Here is a 13,713-nt window from a genome sequence, read left to right on the forward strand (position 1 = left end):
CGTGATTGACGTATCGCGGCCAGACGGAATCCGCCCGATGCGTACTGGTCGGTCTATCCGGTCCCACTGGTCGCGGAGAGCAGATCTGGCAGGAGTTCGCGCAGCAGGGCATAGGTGACCGGTGTCAGGTCTTCGGGCACCTCGGCTTCTCGGGCGCGCATCAGTTCACCCAGAAGGTTGCGCAGCTCGGCGGTATGTCCCTCGGCGTGCGCGGCACGCATGATGTCGTGCCAGGGCCCGTCGTCACCGCGCTCCGGATCGGCCAGCCAGGCCCGCTGTACGGCCCACCGCGCACCCGTGGGGTCGCCCGCCTCGAGGTAGAGCTCGGCAAGTTCGTGGGCGGTGTCGACGATCGCAGAGGTGATGTGTCCTGGATAGATGTCGGACTCGGGTAGCCAGGTGAAGGGGTTGCGGGTGCCGGTGGCGTACGCGCGGTCAGCCCCGTCGAGAGGGGCACCTTGAACGAGCTCCAACGCGGCTCGTAGGTCCTTCACGCCGGCAGGACCACGACTCTCGCCGCGGCTGCGCAGCCGGCGGAACAGGTGCCAGTCCAGCAGGTAACCCGGCGTCAACCGATACAGCCGGTCGGATCCCATCTCGGGGAGCCAGGGGGTGCCGTCGCTAGTCTCTCCCAGCCACCGCCGGGCGCGGGTAATGGCCACCCGGCGGCTGGCGTCCTTGACCTGCTGATCGGGCCACAGCGCGTCGCTGAGCTGCTCGGCCGATGCTCCGCGGGCACCGCGTTGGGCGAGGTAGACGATGAGTTCCGCGTGGAATCGGCGACGCTGATCGGGCACCGGGCCCGGCGCTTCGACAGCGACCGCGCCGAGAATAGTGATTCGGAGACGGTCCCTGTCCTGCTCACGCCAGGCCCGCAGGTCCGCATCGAGCTGTGGGTCGGCTTGGCGGCGGCGCTGGCGAATCGCAGCGGTGACCTCGCGCGGCGGGGCCGCGGCGACGGTACGAGCGTGTTCGATGCGGGGCACCGCGACGATCGGGTTCGGCGGAGTTGAGGTGTCACCGGCGCCAATCGCTGCGTCGTCGGATGTGGGCGCCGTCGTCGTACTAAAGAGGTTGAGCACTGAGCCGGCGGCGTCGGTGTCTTCCGCCCACGACTCCAGCTCCACAGCCGGCGGGGTCGGCTCGTCCGTGGCAGCCCGCGCCTGCGTCATGATCTCGACGAGCGGTTCCAGTTCTCGTACGGGTAGTCCGGCTGCGGTGCCCTCGACAACGAGGAACGGCAGGGCGAGGCGCAGCAGGCCGTCCTCGTCGATGGTGGCGGTGGTCGGGCCAGCGGCGACGGGGTCCTTGGTGGTGCTGGCCACCGCGACAGCGGACCGTCCGGCCTCCCGCAACTCCTTCCCCAGCTCATCGAGCACGTCGATGTCGTCCGCGTTCGGATCGGCGACGAGTAGCACCTGTGGCGCCCAGGCTTCGCCGACGTCCAACATGCGACCGGCGAACGTGTCGGCTGCTTCGGTAGCACTGAGGGCAGCTGCCACGGCTGCGGCACGCCGCCGAAGCCGCGTGGCAGCCTCACCAACCGACGAGACAGCGCGCACCCGGTCCGGGTTAAGGGCGATGAGCAGCTCGGTCTCCGGCACCGGGAAGCCGACGACGATGACCTCGACCTCGTCGGACCAGGCATTGCAGGCCAGCTCGCAGGCGAGGTAGCGCAGCAGGGCGAGGGCGCGTTCGCTGTCGCCGGCGATGGTGAGGCTGCCAAGACGTTCGAGGTCGATCAGTAGGTGTCGACCGGGCTGGGATCCGATGGCGACGAGAGTGGGCAAGGGGGCGAGTTGCTCGTTGACGGGCGGGATGACGGCGTCACCTGGCAGAGTCCAGTCCCTGCGATTGACGATCCATGGTGCGGGCGGTTGCGGGACGGGCTCGCTGAGCACCACCGTGACGTCGCGGCCGACGATCCAGGCAGCGGTGATATCTGGCAAGGGCTGTTCCCGCTCTGCCAGCGCTGCGGCGAGGCTGCGTAGGGCGAGGTCGAGCCGGTCGACGTCTGCGGGTTGCTCGGCCACCCGCAGGGCTCGCTCCGTCGCGCCACCTTGAGGGTGCGGCAGCCGGCGGCCGGGCCGACGGTGCTGGCGTTGCTGGCGCCGGCGACGCATCACGGTGGCGAGCAGCAGTGCGGACAGCAACCCTGCGCCGGCCAACGATCCCAGGACGACCGCCTCGTCGACGTCGCTGTCGTCGGCCGGGGCTGTGGGCTCGTCGTTCGGTGCGGAAGGGCCTGCAGTCACTCCTGTTGTGGTCGGCGGTGCGGGTGTCATGGACGGGCTGGCCGAGGCGGTTTGCGTAGCGGCAGGCGCCGCTGAGGAGGCCGACGGCGGAGCTGTTGCGCCAGGCTGATTCCCACCTGTGTCCGGTTGCCGAGGCACGATTGGCTGATCGTCGATTTCTGGGGCACCCGGAGTCGGTTGGTCGCTGTCGTCGGCCACAAGTTGACCCTGGGCGTGGTCGGCAGGGCCACGATCGCGGGCATCGTCGGGCAGGATGACGCGCCAGCCGCGCTCGATGTGGTTCGGAAATCGGTGGTCACGTTGTTCGAGATCCGGGTTGATGGCTGAGATTTCGGAATAGCGTTCGGCGTCGCCGAGAAAGCGTTGAGCGACAGCGGCCAGCCAGTCGCCGCGCGCCACCTCATAGACCAAGGGCGCGGCCGTTGTGGCTGGTGCCGTCTGCGTCCTGTTAGCTGCTACGAGAGAGACGTTTACCGGGATCCGCAGTGTCCAGCCGGCGTACACCCGGGTGTTGCCTGGCTGGAGGCTTCGACCGTCTGGTTGCGCGAGGCCGTGGTTGGTCTCAGCTAAGCGCTGCCAGGAAACGTTGTACCGCTCCGCGATGTCGAGCAGGCTCTCCCCTCGCTCCACCGAATGCTCGAGCTGATCGGTGGCGCTCGGACCATCCGCCGGCATGGCCGTGCGCGGTGCGACCTGCTCAGGGCTCGCCTGCTCGAGTGCGACCGAGGGAGGGCTGGCGATAGCGGCAGGCACTGATGCCGATGCCAAAGCCGGAGCGGCGAGCGCACCGAGAATCGCGGCGACCAACGCGGCCGCGGCACGCTGCTGCAGTCGCATGCCGGGGATGCGAGCTGTGTTACGCGGGACCAGACCGCGCCGACGCCCGCGCAGTTGAGCGATGGTCTCCACGACCAGGGCGACCAGAAAGGTGACCCAGGCCCACGCGGCCAGCAGGACGGCGACCCAACCGATCAGCGCCAACGTCTGCAGGAAGAGGTCTCCATCGTCCCGGCTGCTGACGGCGTGCCAGATCTGGGCGCCGGCTGCGCTCGGATCTTCAACCAGGTCCCTGAACCATGCTCCCAATCCTGGCAGCGGGTTACCGGCGGCCCAGACGAGAAGAACCGGCAGGACGACGATCAGGGCGACCACGGCGAGGGCGCCGAGGCCATCGAGCGCCTGCCTACCCCGACCGATCGTTGGTACGGTCCGCGCCACGGTTACTCCTTCCCGGTCTGCTATTGAGCGATGAGGGTCGCGGTGGCCCGACCGGTCACTGTCGTGCCCGCTCCCCCACCGAACAGGTCGAGCAGGATCGGGTTGTAGGTGACAGTGACGGTGACGGTGAGCTGCTGGACGTCGTCCACGGTGACGGTGCCCGTGACTCCGTCGAGATCGCCGAGGTACGCCTGAACCGCGTTGGCGGCCATCGAGGTGTCGATCTCCTTGGCGCCACCGTCGATGGCCTGCCCCGCCTTGATCGCCTGTCCGCCAGCCCGGGCCGCCTCGGCGGCGATGTTGTCCGCCCGTTGGTATGCGCGCACCTTGGCACCGCCGTCGACGACCAGGCCGATCAAGGCGAGGAAGGCCGGCGCGAGGACGGCGAACCAGATCGTGATCCGGCCGTCGTCATCGCCCAACCGGCGCCTACACGTGGTCACTGCCGTGTCAGCCAACTCTTGGGTTCTTCCCGGCTTCCTTCGCCTCCCCAGGCTGCTGACCTGCTCGTCATGGGTTTCCCCGATCGTGCATCGATGTTGACGTTTCGTCGGGATTCCTGAAGGATCTCCTCGATCTTTGAGGCATTCGGTCCTCCGATGAACTGAGGTGCGATCGTGGGGCTGGCGGTGGTTCGCTCGATCCGTTCGCCGCGGCAGCTGGGCAGCCAGCAGGAGATCGAGGACTTCGAGCAAGAGTTGGTCGACCAGTACGCCCTCGCGATGGCGGCGGCGGGGATCACCGATCACCACATCTCGCATCAACGCAGCGTGCTGTTCGACTTCATTCGCTTTGTCGGCCGTCCGGTATGGACCGCCGAGTCGGCTGACGCCGACCGGTTCCTGGTGTGGCTGCGTACCGAGCAGCGGCAGGCGCAGAGCACTCTGTTCAGCAAGGCGATGTTTTTGCGGCAGTTCTTCGACTTCCTGGAGTTGCGCTACCAGGGCGACATCCACGCGTTGACCGGGTACGTGGTCAGCCAGCCGATCGACGAGTTCAATCGGCCGAGTAAGCCGTACCACGACGTGCCGCGGGTTCCGCCGGCTGAGGCGGAGGTCGAGCAGCTGTTCACCGGCTGGCGGGAGTCCTTGCCGCATGCGCGCAAGTTCCTGCCGGCGGCCCGGGACTATCTGGCCGCTTCGCTGTGGCGGCGGGCCGGGTTGCGCATCACCGAGACCGCGATGCTCGACATTCGCGACTGGCGGCCGGATGTGGGTGAGCTGGGCAAGCTGCACGTGCGGTTCGGCAAGGGTAGCGGCGGCCGGGGCCCCAAAACGCGGCTGGTACCGGCGATCAATGCGGTCGATGATCTGCTGACCTGGTGGCTGACCGATGTCCGGCACCAGTTCGGCGACGACTGGGCCGACCCCGACGCACCGTTGCTGCCCAGTGAGCGTCGCGACCGGCAGACCGGACGGTGCCTGCGGGCAGGGGCCAACGCGCTGCGCACCGGCTTGGCCGACGCGGTCGCGCGGTGGCTGCCTGCCTGGCAGGGCCGGTTGACGCCGCACGGGTTGCGGCACTTTTGCGCGTCGTCGCTGTACGCGCGGGGCGTGGACCTCAAAGCCGTGCAGGAGCTGCTCGGCCACTCGTGGCTGTCCACAACAACCCGTTATATCCATGTTCATGACGGGCACATCGAGCAGGCGTGGGCGCAGGCTAACCATCGGGTGGCAGCCCGCCTGACCGGGATTGGAGGGTGAGCCGGTGCGCTGGAACCTGCGGCTGAAGGCTGCCGAGCGCGGTATCTGGAAGTCGACCGAGATGCGTCGGCGGCTGGCCGAGTACGGGCTCGAGATCAGCGCGGGCAAGATGTCGGCGTTGTGGACCACGACACCGACCACGATTCGGCTGGACGACCTGGACGTGATCTGCACGGTGCTCGATTGCTCTCCGGCCGAGTTGCTGGTCCGCGAGCCTGAGCAGGTGGAGGCTCGCCGCACGCAGACCCGTGCCGCCCGCACGGCCGGTGACCCGACGGCCGCTGGGCTGCCGTCGCCGACGGTGACGCCCCGGTTGGGCCGCAACCGGTCGCTGCCTCCGGCATGACGCCCAAGAAGCCGGGCGCTATCGCCCGACGGCGCCGCAAATGCAGCGTCTGCCGACGCGCCCCGGCGGCGATGGCTGGCGTCGAGTTTTGCTTTGGTTGCTGGCCCGGCGGGCCGGTCAATCCGCCGCCGTGCCTGCGCTGCGGCTCCCGGACCGGCTACTACACCAGCGGCTTGTGCAACCGCTGCCACAAGGACGGCGACCCGGGCGTCGACTCCTGCCGGGAATGCCAGGCATGGGGAGCGACCCGGCACCACAACTGGCTGTGCCGGGCCTGCGTGACCTGGTGCCAGAACTATCCGGCGGTCAAGCCGTGCACCGTGTGCCTGCAGCCCAGGCACGTCGGCAACTGGGGCCGCGAGGTCTGCCGGCTCTGCTACAAACAGGCCAGCATGCTGCGCCATCCCGACGAGAAGCTCGACCTGACCAGCGCCAACCGCTACGGGCAGCAACTGTTCATCGCCGACACCTTCCAGGACGGCCGCGCCAACCGCCGGCCGCCCGACACCGGGGCGGTCGCCGAGCCGCTGTCGGAGTTCGCGGTGACCGGCGACCACGAGCAGCTCGTGCTGTTCGGGATGCGCCGCGACCTCGCGGCGCACGGCCGCACCGGGCTGCACTTGCGCGCCGACCCTGCCCGCGCCGCTGACCTTGACCGGCTCGCGCACGACATGGCCGCCGAGCTGGGTTGGACCGCCCGGTTGCTGGAGGGCACCTGCTACGGCCTGCGGATCGTGCTGGGCATCCAGGACCGACCGAACGCGCCGATCAACGCCAGCGACGTGACTCTGCTGCGCGACATTGACCTGCCCATTTGGCCGGTGATGAAGGTCCTCGCCGCAGCCGGTGACCTGGTCGAGGACCGCACCCCCGCCCTGGATCGCTGGTTCACCCAGCAGATCGGCGACCTCCCGGACACGATGGTCACCGAGCTGACCGTCTGGTACGAGGTGATGAAGCACGGCAGTCCCACCCCGCCGCGGCGCCGGCCCCGCGCCGAGATCACCATCAGGCTTCACCTGCAGTGGGCGTTGCCGATGCTGGGCGTGTGGGCCGCCGCTGGTCATGACTCGCTGCGGGAGATCACCCGTGAGCAGGTCCTCGACGCCTTGCCGCCCTCGGGAAACGCGCGCTCGACCGCAGGTCAGGGCCTGAAGTCGATCTGCCGGTTGCTCAAGGGCCGCAAGGTGCTGTTCACCGATCCCACCGCCCGCGTCAAGACCGGCTACCACGAGGTCAAGCAACCGCTGCCGGTCAACGTCGAGCTGCTGCGGGCCGCGTTGATGTCCGACGAGCCGGCCCGCGCCGCGCTGGTCGCTCTTGTCGCGTTCCATGGCCTGCGGGCAGGGCAACTGCAACGCCTGCAGCTGACCGACGTCCGCGACGGTCGGCTGCACGTCGAGGGCCGGATCATCATCCTCGCCGAACCCGTCCGCGAACGCCTGCGCGCCTACCTCGACCTGCGGCAACACCGCTGGCCCGACACCGCCAACCCGCACCTGTTCCTCACCAAACACACCGGCCGCCGCACCGAGGAATGCAGCAAACGCTGGATCTGGCTCACCATCGGCCCCGACCTGTCGATCGCCGCCATCCGCGAAGACCGCATCCTCGACGAGGCCCACGCCACCGGCGGCGACGTCCGCCGCCTGGCCGACCTGTTCGGCCTGAGCATCCAAGCCGGCACTCGCTACACCAACGTCATCAGCCATCCGCACCTCAGCGGCAACGACCAATCCTGACCAGGAACAACTGAAATCCGTCGCCAACAGCGGACCCCCGCTGGGAAAATGCCGCGCGTGCCCGCGGACCCCATCCCCGACATGGAGTTGTGCCACCGGCCGAGCGACGGCCCCGTCACGGCACTGCCGTTGCGGCAACATCCCAGAGCCGTTAACTGCACGGCGGTGTTCGACGGACTCAGGATCCTCCCGCAGAGGGCACCTGACCACGACTGGGCGTCGCGGGTGCGCCCGTTCCTGCCCGGGGCACCCGAGCATCCCAGCCTGCGCGACTTGAAGGGATAACCAGCCACCATGACCGACACCAACCGAGAAATGCTGCGCACCACGTTCGGCCAGGACGCCGAACTCTACGACCAATGCCGTCCCAGCTATCCACGCCCGCTGTTCACCGACCTCGCCACGCTCGCCGGTCTCGGGCCGCACGCTCGGGTGCTGGAGATCGGATGCGGCACCGGCCAAGCGACCCTGCCCCTGGCACAACTGGGATGCACCGTCGTCGCGATGGACCTCAGCCCCGACATGGTCGCCATCGCCCGACGCAATCTCGCTCAGTTCCCGAACGTCACCGTCGTCGTCTCGTCGTTCGAGGACTGGCAGCCCTCGGACGGAACCTTCGACGCGATTCTCTCCGCGACCGCGTTCCACTGGCTTGACCCCGAGGTGCGCATGATCAAGGCAGCGGACATGCTGCGTCCCGGCGGATCTCTCGGCATCGTCTCGACTCACCACATCGCCGGCGGAACGAACGCCTTCTTCGCCGACGCACAACGCTGCTACGAACGTTTCGACCCCACAACACCGCCCGGCATGCGACTGACGACCGACGACGAAACCCCCGAGGAGGCAGCAGAGTTCGATCGATCGGCACGATTCGGGCCAGCCGAATTCCGGCGCTACGAGTGGCAACAGACCTACACGGCCCCCGAGTATCTGAACCTGCTCATGACCTACTCCGGCAATCGAGCCATGGCACCGCAGGCACGCAGCGGCCTGTTCACGTGCATCACTCACCTGATCGACGACATCTACGGCGGAGCAATTACCAAGCAGTACCGGACTCGGCTCGCCATCGCGCATAAGACACCGTGACTCGGCTCGGCATCCGATCTGCGCACTGCTGTCACCTCGAACAGACGGCGAACGAACGCCGGCTCTCCAGCTTTGCCGCGCCGTCCGAGCCGCCGCGCCAGTTCGCGAACCCGAGCGCTCAACGGTGGTCATACTGAGGGTGGACACGTCAGTTCCCACCTATCGGGGCTTCAGAATTCGCGAACCCGAGAGCTCTGCTCCGGTAGGTGTCCAACGGGCTGGTGAAGGAAGCGGCCAGCGGCACGGTGCCGGGCATCCCGGGCAGTGCGACGTCGGAGAAGGTAGCGGTGCAGCTAACTGTGGCGGTAACGGTGGCGGGTTGGCCGACAGGAACGCCGAAGCCTGCGGTGGAAACGGTGACGTCCAGGTTTATGCAGCTCAGCCCTTGGGCGTCGAGGGTGGAGTTGGCAGCGGCCAGCGCCTGCGCGTTCGCTTCACTCGCGGTACGGGCCAGGGACGCCGTACGGGCAGCGTCGTAGGCGGCCGTCTCGAGCGCCTGGCGGGCGAGGTTTACCCGACCACCGATGACGACGCCGGCGAACAACGCCAGGATGGCCGGTGCCACCACCGCCATCTCGATGCTCGCCGAGCCGCGCTGATCGCGGATCCGCCAGGTGCTCATGGTGTGGTGGGCCGTTCGACGGGTCCATGGGCGGACTTGCTGATGGTCCAGCTGAACCCTGGTAACACCGTGATCGCCTGGCCGGTAACGGTGACTCGCACCTCGGTCGCGGTGCGGATAACGGTGACCTGCTGGTTGTCCAGGCCCGCTCCCGCCGCAGACAGGAAGTTGGTGGCCCGCGACTCTCCCGCTGCGGCTGAGGACTGGTAGCACCGGGCGGCGTTGACCCCCTGAGTCGCCGCACCCAACGCGATGGACTGGGCAAAGAAGATCAGCCCGGCCTGAATGACGGCGAAGGTAAGCAGGATCATCGGCAGCGCGATGATGGCGAACTCCACCGGTGAGCTGCCACGATCGCTGAGCCAGGGACCCATCTGCCTGCGTCCGGTCGGGCACGGGCGGACGGTGGGCTGCCTCCGGGTCACGGCTGGGTCGGGATGAGGGCGACCCAGCCGTTGGCGACGGCGACAATCGCACCGGCGACTACCACGGCGCCGGCGACAAGGATCGCGGTGATGACGGCGGTACCGACTGGGCTGTCGCCGCGGTCGGCGTGCGTCGGATCGGTCAAGTCCTGCCAGCGAGTCGTCAGGTAGGCGACGACGCCGTGGATGGTGAGCATGGCGGGTTCCTTCCGTGAGGGTGGTGCGGGATCAGCGGACGAACAGTCGGGCCATGAACGGGTAGCCGATGAGGACGAGGAGGACGAGGATCAGTGCCGCAGCGGGGATGTCGAGCTTGTTGGTACGCAGCTCGGCCTGCGCGAGAGCCTCGGTGCGGATCCGGTCTCGCATTGAGTCGGCGCGGGCGCGGAGCGTCTCGTGGACGTTGGCACCTTCGCTGCCGGCGGTGCGCATGATGTCCGCCAGGTCACCCAGCTCGATGACCTCAATGTCGTGGGAGAGGACCTTCAGTTCGTCCCACGGCGGTCGCAGTTGCAGTTGGGCGCTGAGCAGAGCTTCTCGGATGCGGGCGAAGACCCAGCCGTGGCAGACGCTGGCCGCGCTGTCGAGCGACTCCACTGGGCCATGGCCACCGAGAACCTGATGTGCCGCGAGGTCGAGGTAGGTGCACATGGCTCGGGTGAACTCGGCCCGTGCGACCCCGGCCTTGGACACAACCTCTCGGTGAGCCAGTACTGCGCCGGCCAAGGCGGCGGCGATCGTCGCGCCCACGGGGATGAACACCGGGATTGGCAGAGACAGCACAGCAACGGCGACGGCGATCAGGGCGGGCAGGACCATGCAGAACAGTGCCGACAGCCCCAGGGTGAGGAAGTACTGGTCGATGCTGCGGTCCAGCAGCCGCAAGTCGGCGTGAGGCACTGTGAACCGGCGCCGAAGCCAGCTGATGCCGGCCGGGGTCGTACTCGCGGCGCTCAGCGGGTGAAGCCGCCGGAGCGCGGGCCCCAGCGCCGGTGGGGCCGGAATCAGTTGTACGACCAGCAGGAACACCCCAAAACCAGCCATCGCGCCGGCGAGGAGCATGGCGGTGAGGTAGCCGTTGTTCATGCTGCCGCCAAGGTCTGCACCTCGACCGGTGGTAGTAGCCGTTCCCGCTTGGGCGGCAGGCTGAGCTTGCGGACCGAGGTCATGAGCACGACGTACAGGCCGGCGAGGAAGAGCAGCACGAGCTGCCCGAGCACGCTGCCGTACGGCTGCAGATAGTGCGGGTTGATCGCCCCGTAGCCCAGCAGCAGGATGGTCATGCCCGTCAGGAACCGAACGGCGAAGCGAGGGCCCTCGCGCTTCGCATCCACCGTCGAGCGCATCTCAATCTCGGCGGCGATGGACCGGCTGATCCCGGTCAGCACCTCGTGTAGACCCTCACCGCGGTCGGTGACGTGGAGCATGAGCGGGGCGATGACCTGGTCAGCGGTGTAGTCGTTGAGGTCGTCGGCCATCTGCTGAAGGGCGGCGATGGGGTCGGCGCTGCCTTGCAGACGCGCCGCCAGGTCGCGGACCTCCTGCTCAATGAGGTGCGGCGCCGTCGCGGCGGTGGCGACGACGGCCTGCTGCAGACCGATTCCCCGGGCGACGATGTCGGCCAACCGGCGAGTCCAGGCTTCCACGGCCTCCAGCCGGGCGATCGCCTGCTTCTCGGCGCGACCTCCAGCGAACAGCCACGGTATCCCTGGAACGGCAATGCCGATGATCATCCCTGCGGCCGGCCAGCCGGTCAGCAGCCAGGTCAGGGCACCAGCGCCGATCGCCGTACCCACCCTGATCTGGTGGGCGCGGTGCTCCCGGCGCGTGCGTCCAGGCCCGGTCCACCAGCGGCGCGCCTGCTGTTGAAGGGCCGATGCAGGTCGGGGCGGACGGGTGGTCCCCACGACGCCGAGAACACCGAGGACCGCGCCTGCGACAGCCAGCATGCCCGCAAGCACAGCGGCGAGGTCGAGCAGGCTCATGGCCGCCTCTTCAGGGTGTCGAGACCGGCCGTCCATGCGCCGTGGTTGTGTTCCCTCTGCTGGATGTAGACGGTGAGTTGGCGCGGGTCGTATCCGACGCGCAGCAGGGGTTCGAGCAACCGCTCCGGCAGGTGCCGGGGCACGGCTCGTCCGTCCGAGCCCGGACCGAAGATTTGAGTAGTGACGAGTTGATCACCACTCATCCCGCCCACCTCGAGGACTTCTGAGACGTAGCGGTGTTTCCGACCACCGAGCTTGGTCTCGTCCTCGACGTTGACGTACACGATGAGGTCGATGGCTCCACCGGCCATCCGCCGTGCCAGTTCGGCGGTCATCTCGGGTCCGTGCTGTAGCGCCAGCTCGATGACGCGGTCCATCACGGCCCGGGGGTGCCGGGCGTGGATGGTGCAGAGGGAGCCCTTGCTGGTCGCCATGGCCTGCAACATCGGCACGATCTCCCGGGATCGGACCTCACCGACGATGATCCGCTGGACGGACATCCGAAGGGTCAGCGGGATCATGTCCATGATCGTGACCTCGCCTGCAGGTCGACCGTCGGCGCCGCGTGATCCGTGGCCCTCGCGCGACTCGAGACTCATTGCCCATCGGTGTCGTCCGGTGGTATGCAGACCGAGCTCGCGGGACTCCTCCAGGGTGACGAACTGCTCCCGGTCCGGGATTTCGCGGGCCAGACCACGTAGCAGGGTTGTCTTGCCGGCATCGGCCAGTCCGCCGACCATGATGTTGAGACCGGCGGCCATGGCCGCCTTGAGGAACTGGCAGATCAGGTCGTCGATGGCACCGTACTTGTCGCGGAGGTCCTCCAGGCTGACGTCCATGAGGGTGTGCCGGCGGATGGCCGCGTAGGGGCGCACCGACACCTGCATGAGTACGGTGAGGCGACTTCCGTCGGGCAGCTGCATGTCCAGCCACGGTTTGGTCGACGACAGTGACCGCTCGGTCGCTCCGGCGCGCATCGCCAGGACCTGGAACATGTCGATGAGTTCTTTGTCGGTCTCGGCGACCGGCTCGCCTACCGTGATCCGACCGTCGGTGTGCTCGATCCGCACGTTGTCGCAGCCGAGGATGTGGATGTTGACGATGTCCGGACGATCGAGCAGCTGCTGGAGGCGGCCGAGGCCGAACATGTCGGCCGCAACCGCGTCGAGCAGGGCGTCTTCTTCCGCCTGCGGGATCGGTTGCCCGGCCTGGTGCAGAGCATCGACGTGCTCGCGTACCAACCGAGCGGCGATGCGCTCCGCTTCGGCGTGGCGGTGGGCCGTAGAGACGTTGGGCGTCTCCCTGAGTGCCACGGTCAGTTCCGCGCTGACCCGGGCGCGCAGCAGTCGTACTGCCGCGTAGTCGATGCTCGTGGGCGCAGGTTGGTGCGCAGCAACGGCGGGCGGTTCGGGTGCCGGCCTGAAAGCGGCCGCACTGCCGTTCGTGGGCCAGCGACGGCCGTTCGTGGCAACACGGTCGACCGCTGCCGGCCACGTCGGGCCGCTGGAAGGACGTTCATCAGGCACGGCTACTTCCCCTCGACGACGTAGGTGCCAGGTGTGCGCGCCGCCGCGCGATCGCGTCGCGTACCGCCGGCTCTGCACTGGCTGCGGCCCGAAGCAATCGCTCGCTGCCTCGCAGTCGGCCTCCGCCGTCGCTCAACACCTCGGCGGTACGCCGGTCGTCGGGGAGCTCAATCGCGGTGGGTAGCTGCAGGCGCTGTTCGATGTCCCGTCGGCTGTAGGGACCGTCGTCAATCAGGGCCAGGGCGAGCGAGCGGGTCCCTTGGCCGTACTGGGTCAGTTCCCGGCGGAGCATCTCTGCCGCGCCGGCGGCCGGCGCGATGGTCCGCAGGTTCGTCGCGCGTACCACGAGCAGCAGAAGGTCGGCGCCGAGCAGCAGCGGCCACGGCGGTGCACTGGTGGCGAGTCGGCCGCAGTCGGCAATGACGTCGTAGCCGGGTTCACGGTGCTCCAACTGGCCGAAGAACGTGGTCAGTGGCTCCCAGGTCGGTCGGATGGTGCCCGCCTGGACCGTGTCATTGATTCCCGGCAGGACGAGACGCTGACCCGGGTCTTTGGCGTCGAGATCGACGAGTTGGTGGGGGAAGGTGTCGGCGAGCTGGTCGCGGAGGGCCGCTGCGGCCAGCGGCAGGAGGCCGATGGGTGGGATCTCAAGTCTGGACAGGTAGCCGCTCAGGACGCTGCCGCCAGCCGGGTCGCACTCGGCCAGGACGGTGCGTCCCTGCCAGGACAGGGCGCACGCCAATGCGGTGGTGGTGACGCCGGGCGAGCCCTTGGCCGAGACCATCGCGATGATGGCCAC

At 68.3% G+C, this 13,713-nt stretch carries 13 protein-coding genes; 4 read left to right on the forward strand and 9 right to left on the reverse strand.

The features are described 5' to 3' along the window. Positions 1-53: 53 nt before the first annotated feature. Complete coding sequence (locus tag ABZU25_RS16935) at positions 54-3,407, reverse strand: LysM peptidoglycan-binding domain-containing protein (protein WP_355030259.1); 3,354 nt, start codon at positions 3,405-3,407, stop codon at positions 54-56. Positions 3,408-3,493: 86 nt separating this feature from the next. Next, positions 3,494-3,895, reverse strand: coding sequence for a TadE/TadG family type IV pilus assembly protein (locus tag ABZU25_RS16940; RefSeq protein ID WP_355030260.1), 402 nt, complete (start codon positions 3,893-3,895; stop codon positions 3,494-3,496). Between the two features lie 195 nt (positions 3,896-4,090). On the opposite strand from ABZU25_RS16940, the gene ABZU25_RS16945 reads away from it, so the two are divergent. From ABZU25_RS16945 to ABZU25_RS16960, 4 genes are all read left to right on the forward strand, one after another. After that, positions 4,091-5,176 (forward strand): tyrosine-type recombinase/integrase, encoded by a 1,086-nt coding sequence (locus ABZU25_RS16945; protein ID WP_355030261.1) that lies wholly within the window; start codon positions 4,091-4,093, stop codon positions 5,174-5,176. Between the two features lie 4 nt (positions 5,177-5,180). Then, entirely contained in the window at positions 5,181-5,522 is a 342-nt protein-coding gene (locus tag ABZU25_RS16950) for a helix-turn-helix transcriptional regulator (RefSeq protein ID WP_355030262.1), read from the forward strand. A gap of 71 nt (positions 5,523-5,593) precedes the next feature. Further along, the gene (locus tag ABZU25_RS16955; RefSeq protein WP_355030324.1) at positions 5,594-7,264 is read left to right on the forward strand and encodes a hypothetical protein; all 1,671 of its coding nucleotides are present in this window, start codon (positions 5,594-5,596) and stop codon (positions 7,262-7,264) included. 294 nt (positions 7,265-7,558) lie between these two features. Beyond that, on the forward strand, positions 7,559-8,356 hold the full coding sequence (locus ABZU25_RS16960; protein WP_355030263.1) for a class I SAM-dependent methyltransferase: 798 nt from the start codon (positions 7,559-7,561) through the stop codon (positions 8,354-8,356). A 148-nt stretch (positions 8,357-8,504) separates the two neighbouring features. Here the strand turns inward: ABZU25_RS16960 and ABZU25_RS16965 are convergent, their stop codons facing one another. The 7 genes from ABZU25_RS16965 to ABZU25_RS16995 all read right to left on the reverse strand — a co-directional run bounded on the left by ABZU25_RS16965 (position 8,505) and on the right by ABZU25_RS16995 (position 13,713). Then, on the reverse strand, positions 8,505-8,978 hold the full coding sequence (locus tag ABZU25_RS16965; protein ID WP_355030264.1) for a TadE/TadG family type IV pilus assembly protein: 474 nt from the start codon (positions 8,976-8,978) through the stop codon (positions 8,505-8,507). Then, complete coding sequence (locus ABZU25_RS16970) at positions 8,975-9,316, reverse strand: TadE/TadG family type IV pilus assembly protein (RefSeq protein WP_355030265.1); 342 nt, start codon at positions 9,314-9,316, stop codon at positions 8,975-8,977. The genes ABZU25_RS16965 and ABZU25_RS16970 overlap by 4 nt, the downstream gene beginning before the upstream one ends. An 83-nt stretch (positions 9,317-9,399) precedes the next feature. Further along, positions 9,400-9,600 carry a hypothetical protein gene (locus tag ABZU25_RS16975; protein ID WP_355030266.1) on the reverse strand — a complete coding sequence of 67 codons (201 nt, stop codon included), beginning with the start codon at positions 9,598-9,600 and terminating at the stop codon, positions 9,400-9,402. A 31-nt stretch (positions 9,601-9,631) separates the two neighbouring features. After that, positions 9,632-10,489, reverse strand: a complete 858-nt coding sequence (locus ABZU25_RS16980) for a type II secretion system F family protein (RefSeq protein WP_355030267.1) — start codon at positions 10,487-10,489, stop codon at positions 9,632-9,634. Then, positions 10,486-11,388 carry a type II secretion system F family protein gene (locus ABZU25_RS16985; protein ID WP_355030268.1) on the reverse strand — a complete coding sequence of 301 codons (903 nt, stop codon included), beginning with the start codon at positions 11,386-11,388 and terminating at the stop codon, positions 10,486-10,488. Before ABZU25_RS16985 ends, ABZU25_RS16980 begins: the two co-directional genes overlap by 4 nt. Beyond that, the gene (locus ABZU25_RS16990; RefSeq protein ID WP_355030269.1) at positions 11,385-12,701 is read right to left on the reverse strand and encodes an ATPase, T2SS/T4P/T4SS family; all 1,317 of its coding nucleotides are present in this window, start codon (positions 12,699-12,701) and stop codon (positions 11,385-11,387) included. The genes ABZU25_RS16985 and ABZU25_RS16990 overlap by 4 nt, the downstream gene beginning before the upstream one ends. Before the next feature lie 205 nt (positions 12,702-12,906). Continuing rightward, complete coding sequence (locus tag ABZU25_RS16995; RefSeq protein WP_355030270.1) at positions 12,907-13,713, reverse strand: ParA family protein; 807 nt, start codon at positions 13,711-13,713, stop codon at positions 12,907-12,909.

This window comes from Micromonospora sp. NPDC005215, assembly GCF_040607915.1.
Taxonomy (GTDB): Bacteria; Actinomycetota; Actinomycetes; order Mycobacteriales; family Micromonosporaceae; genus Micromonospora.

Coding starts and splice junctions, on each gene's coding strand:
- ABZU25_RS16975 (WP_355030266.1), bottom strand. CDS start 9,600: ATGCTCACCATCCACGGCGTCGTCGCCTACCTGACGACTCGCTGGCAG.
- ABZU25_RS16980 (WP_355030267.1), bottom strand. CDS start 10,489: ATGAACAACGGCTACCTCACCGCCATGCTCCTCGCCGGCGCGATGGCT.
- ABZU25_RS16985 (WP_355030268.1), bottom strand. CDS start 11,388: ATGAGCCTGCTCGACCTCGCCGCTGTGCTTGCGGGCATGCTGGCTGTC.
- ABZU25_RS16960 (WP_355030263.1), top strand. CDS start 7,559: ATGACCGACACCAACCGAGAAATGCTGCGCACCACGTTCGGCCAGGAC.
- ABZU25_RS16955 (WP_355030324.1), top strand. CDS start 5,594: ATGGCTGGCGTCGAGTTTTGCTTTGGTTGCTGGCCCGGCGGGCCGGTC.
- ABZU25_RS16965 (WP_355030264.1), bottom strand. CDS start 8,978: ATGAGCACCTGGCGGATCCGCGATCAGCGCGGCTCGGCGAGCATCGAG.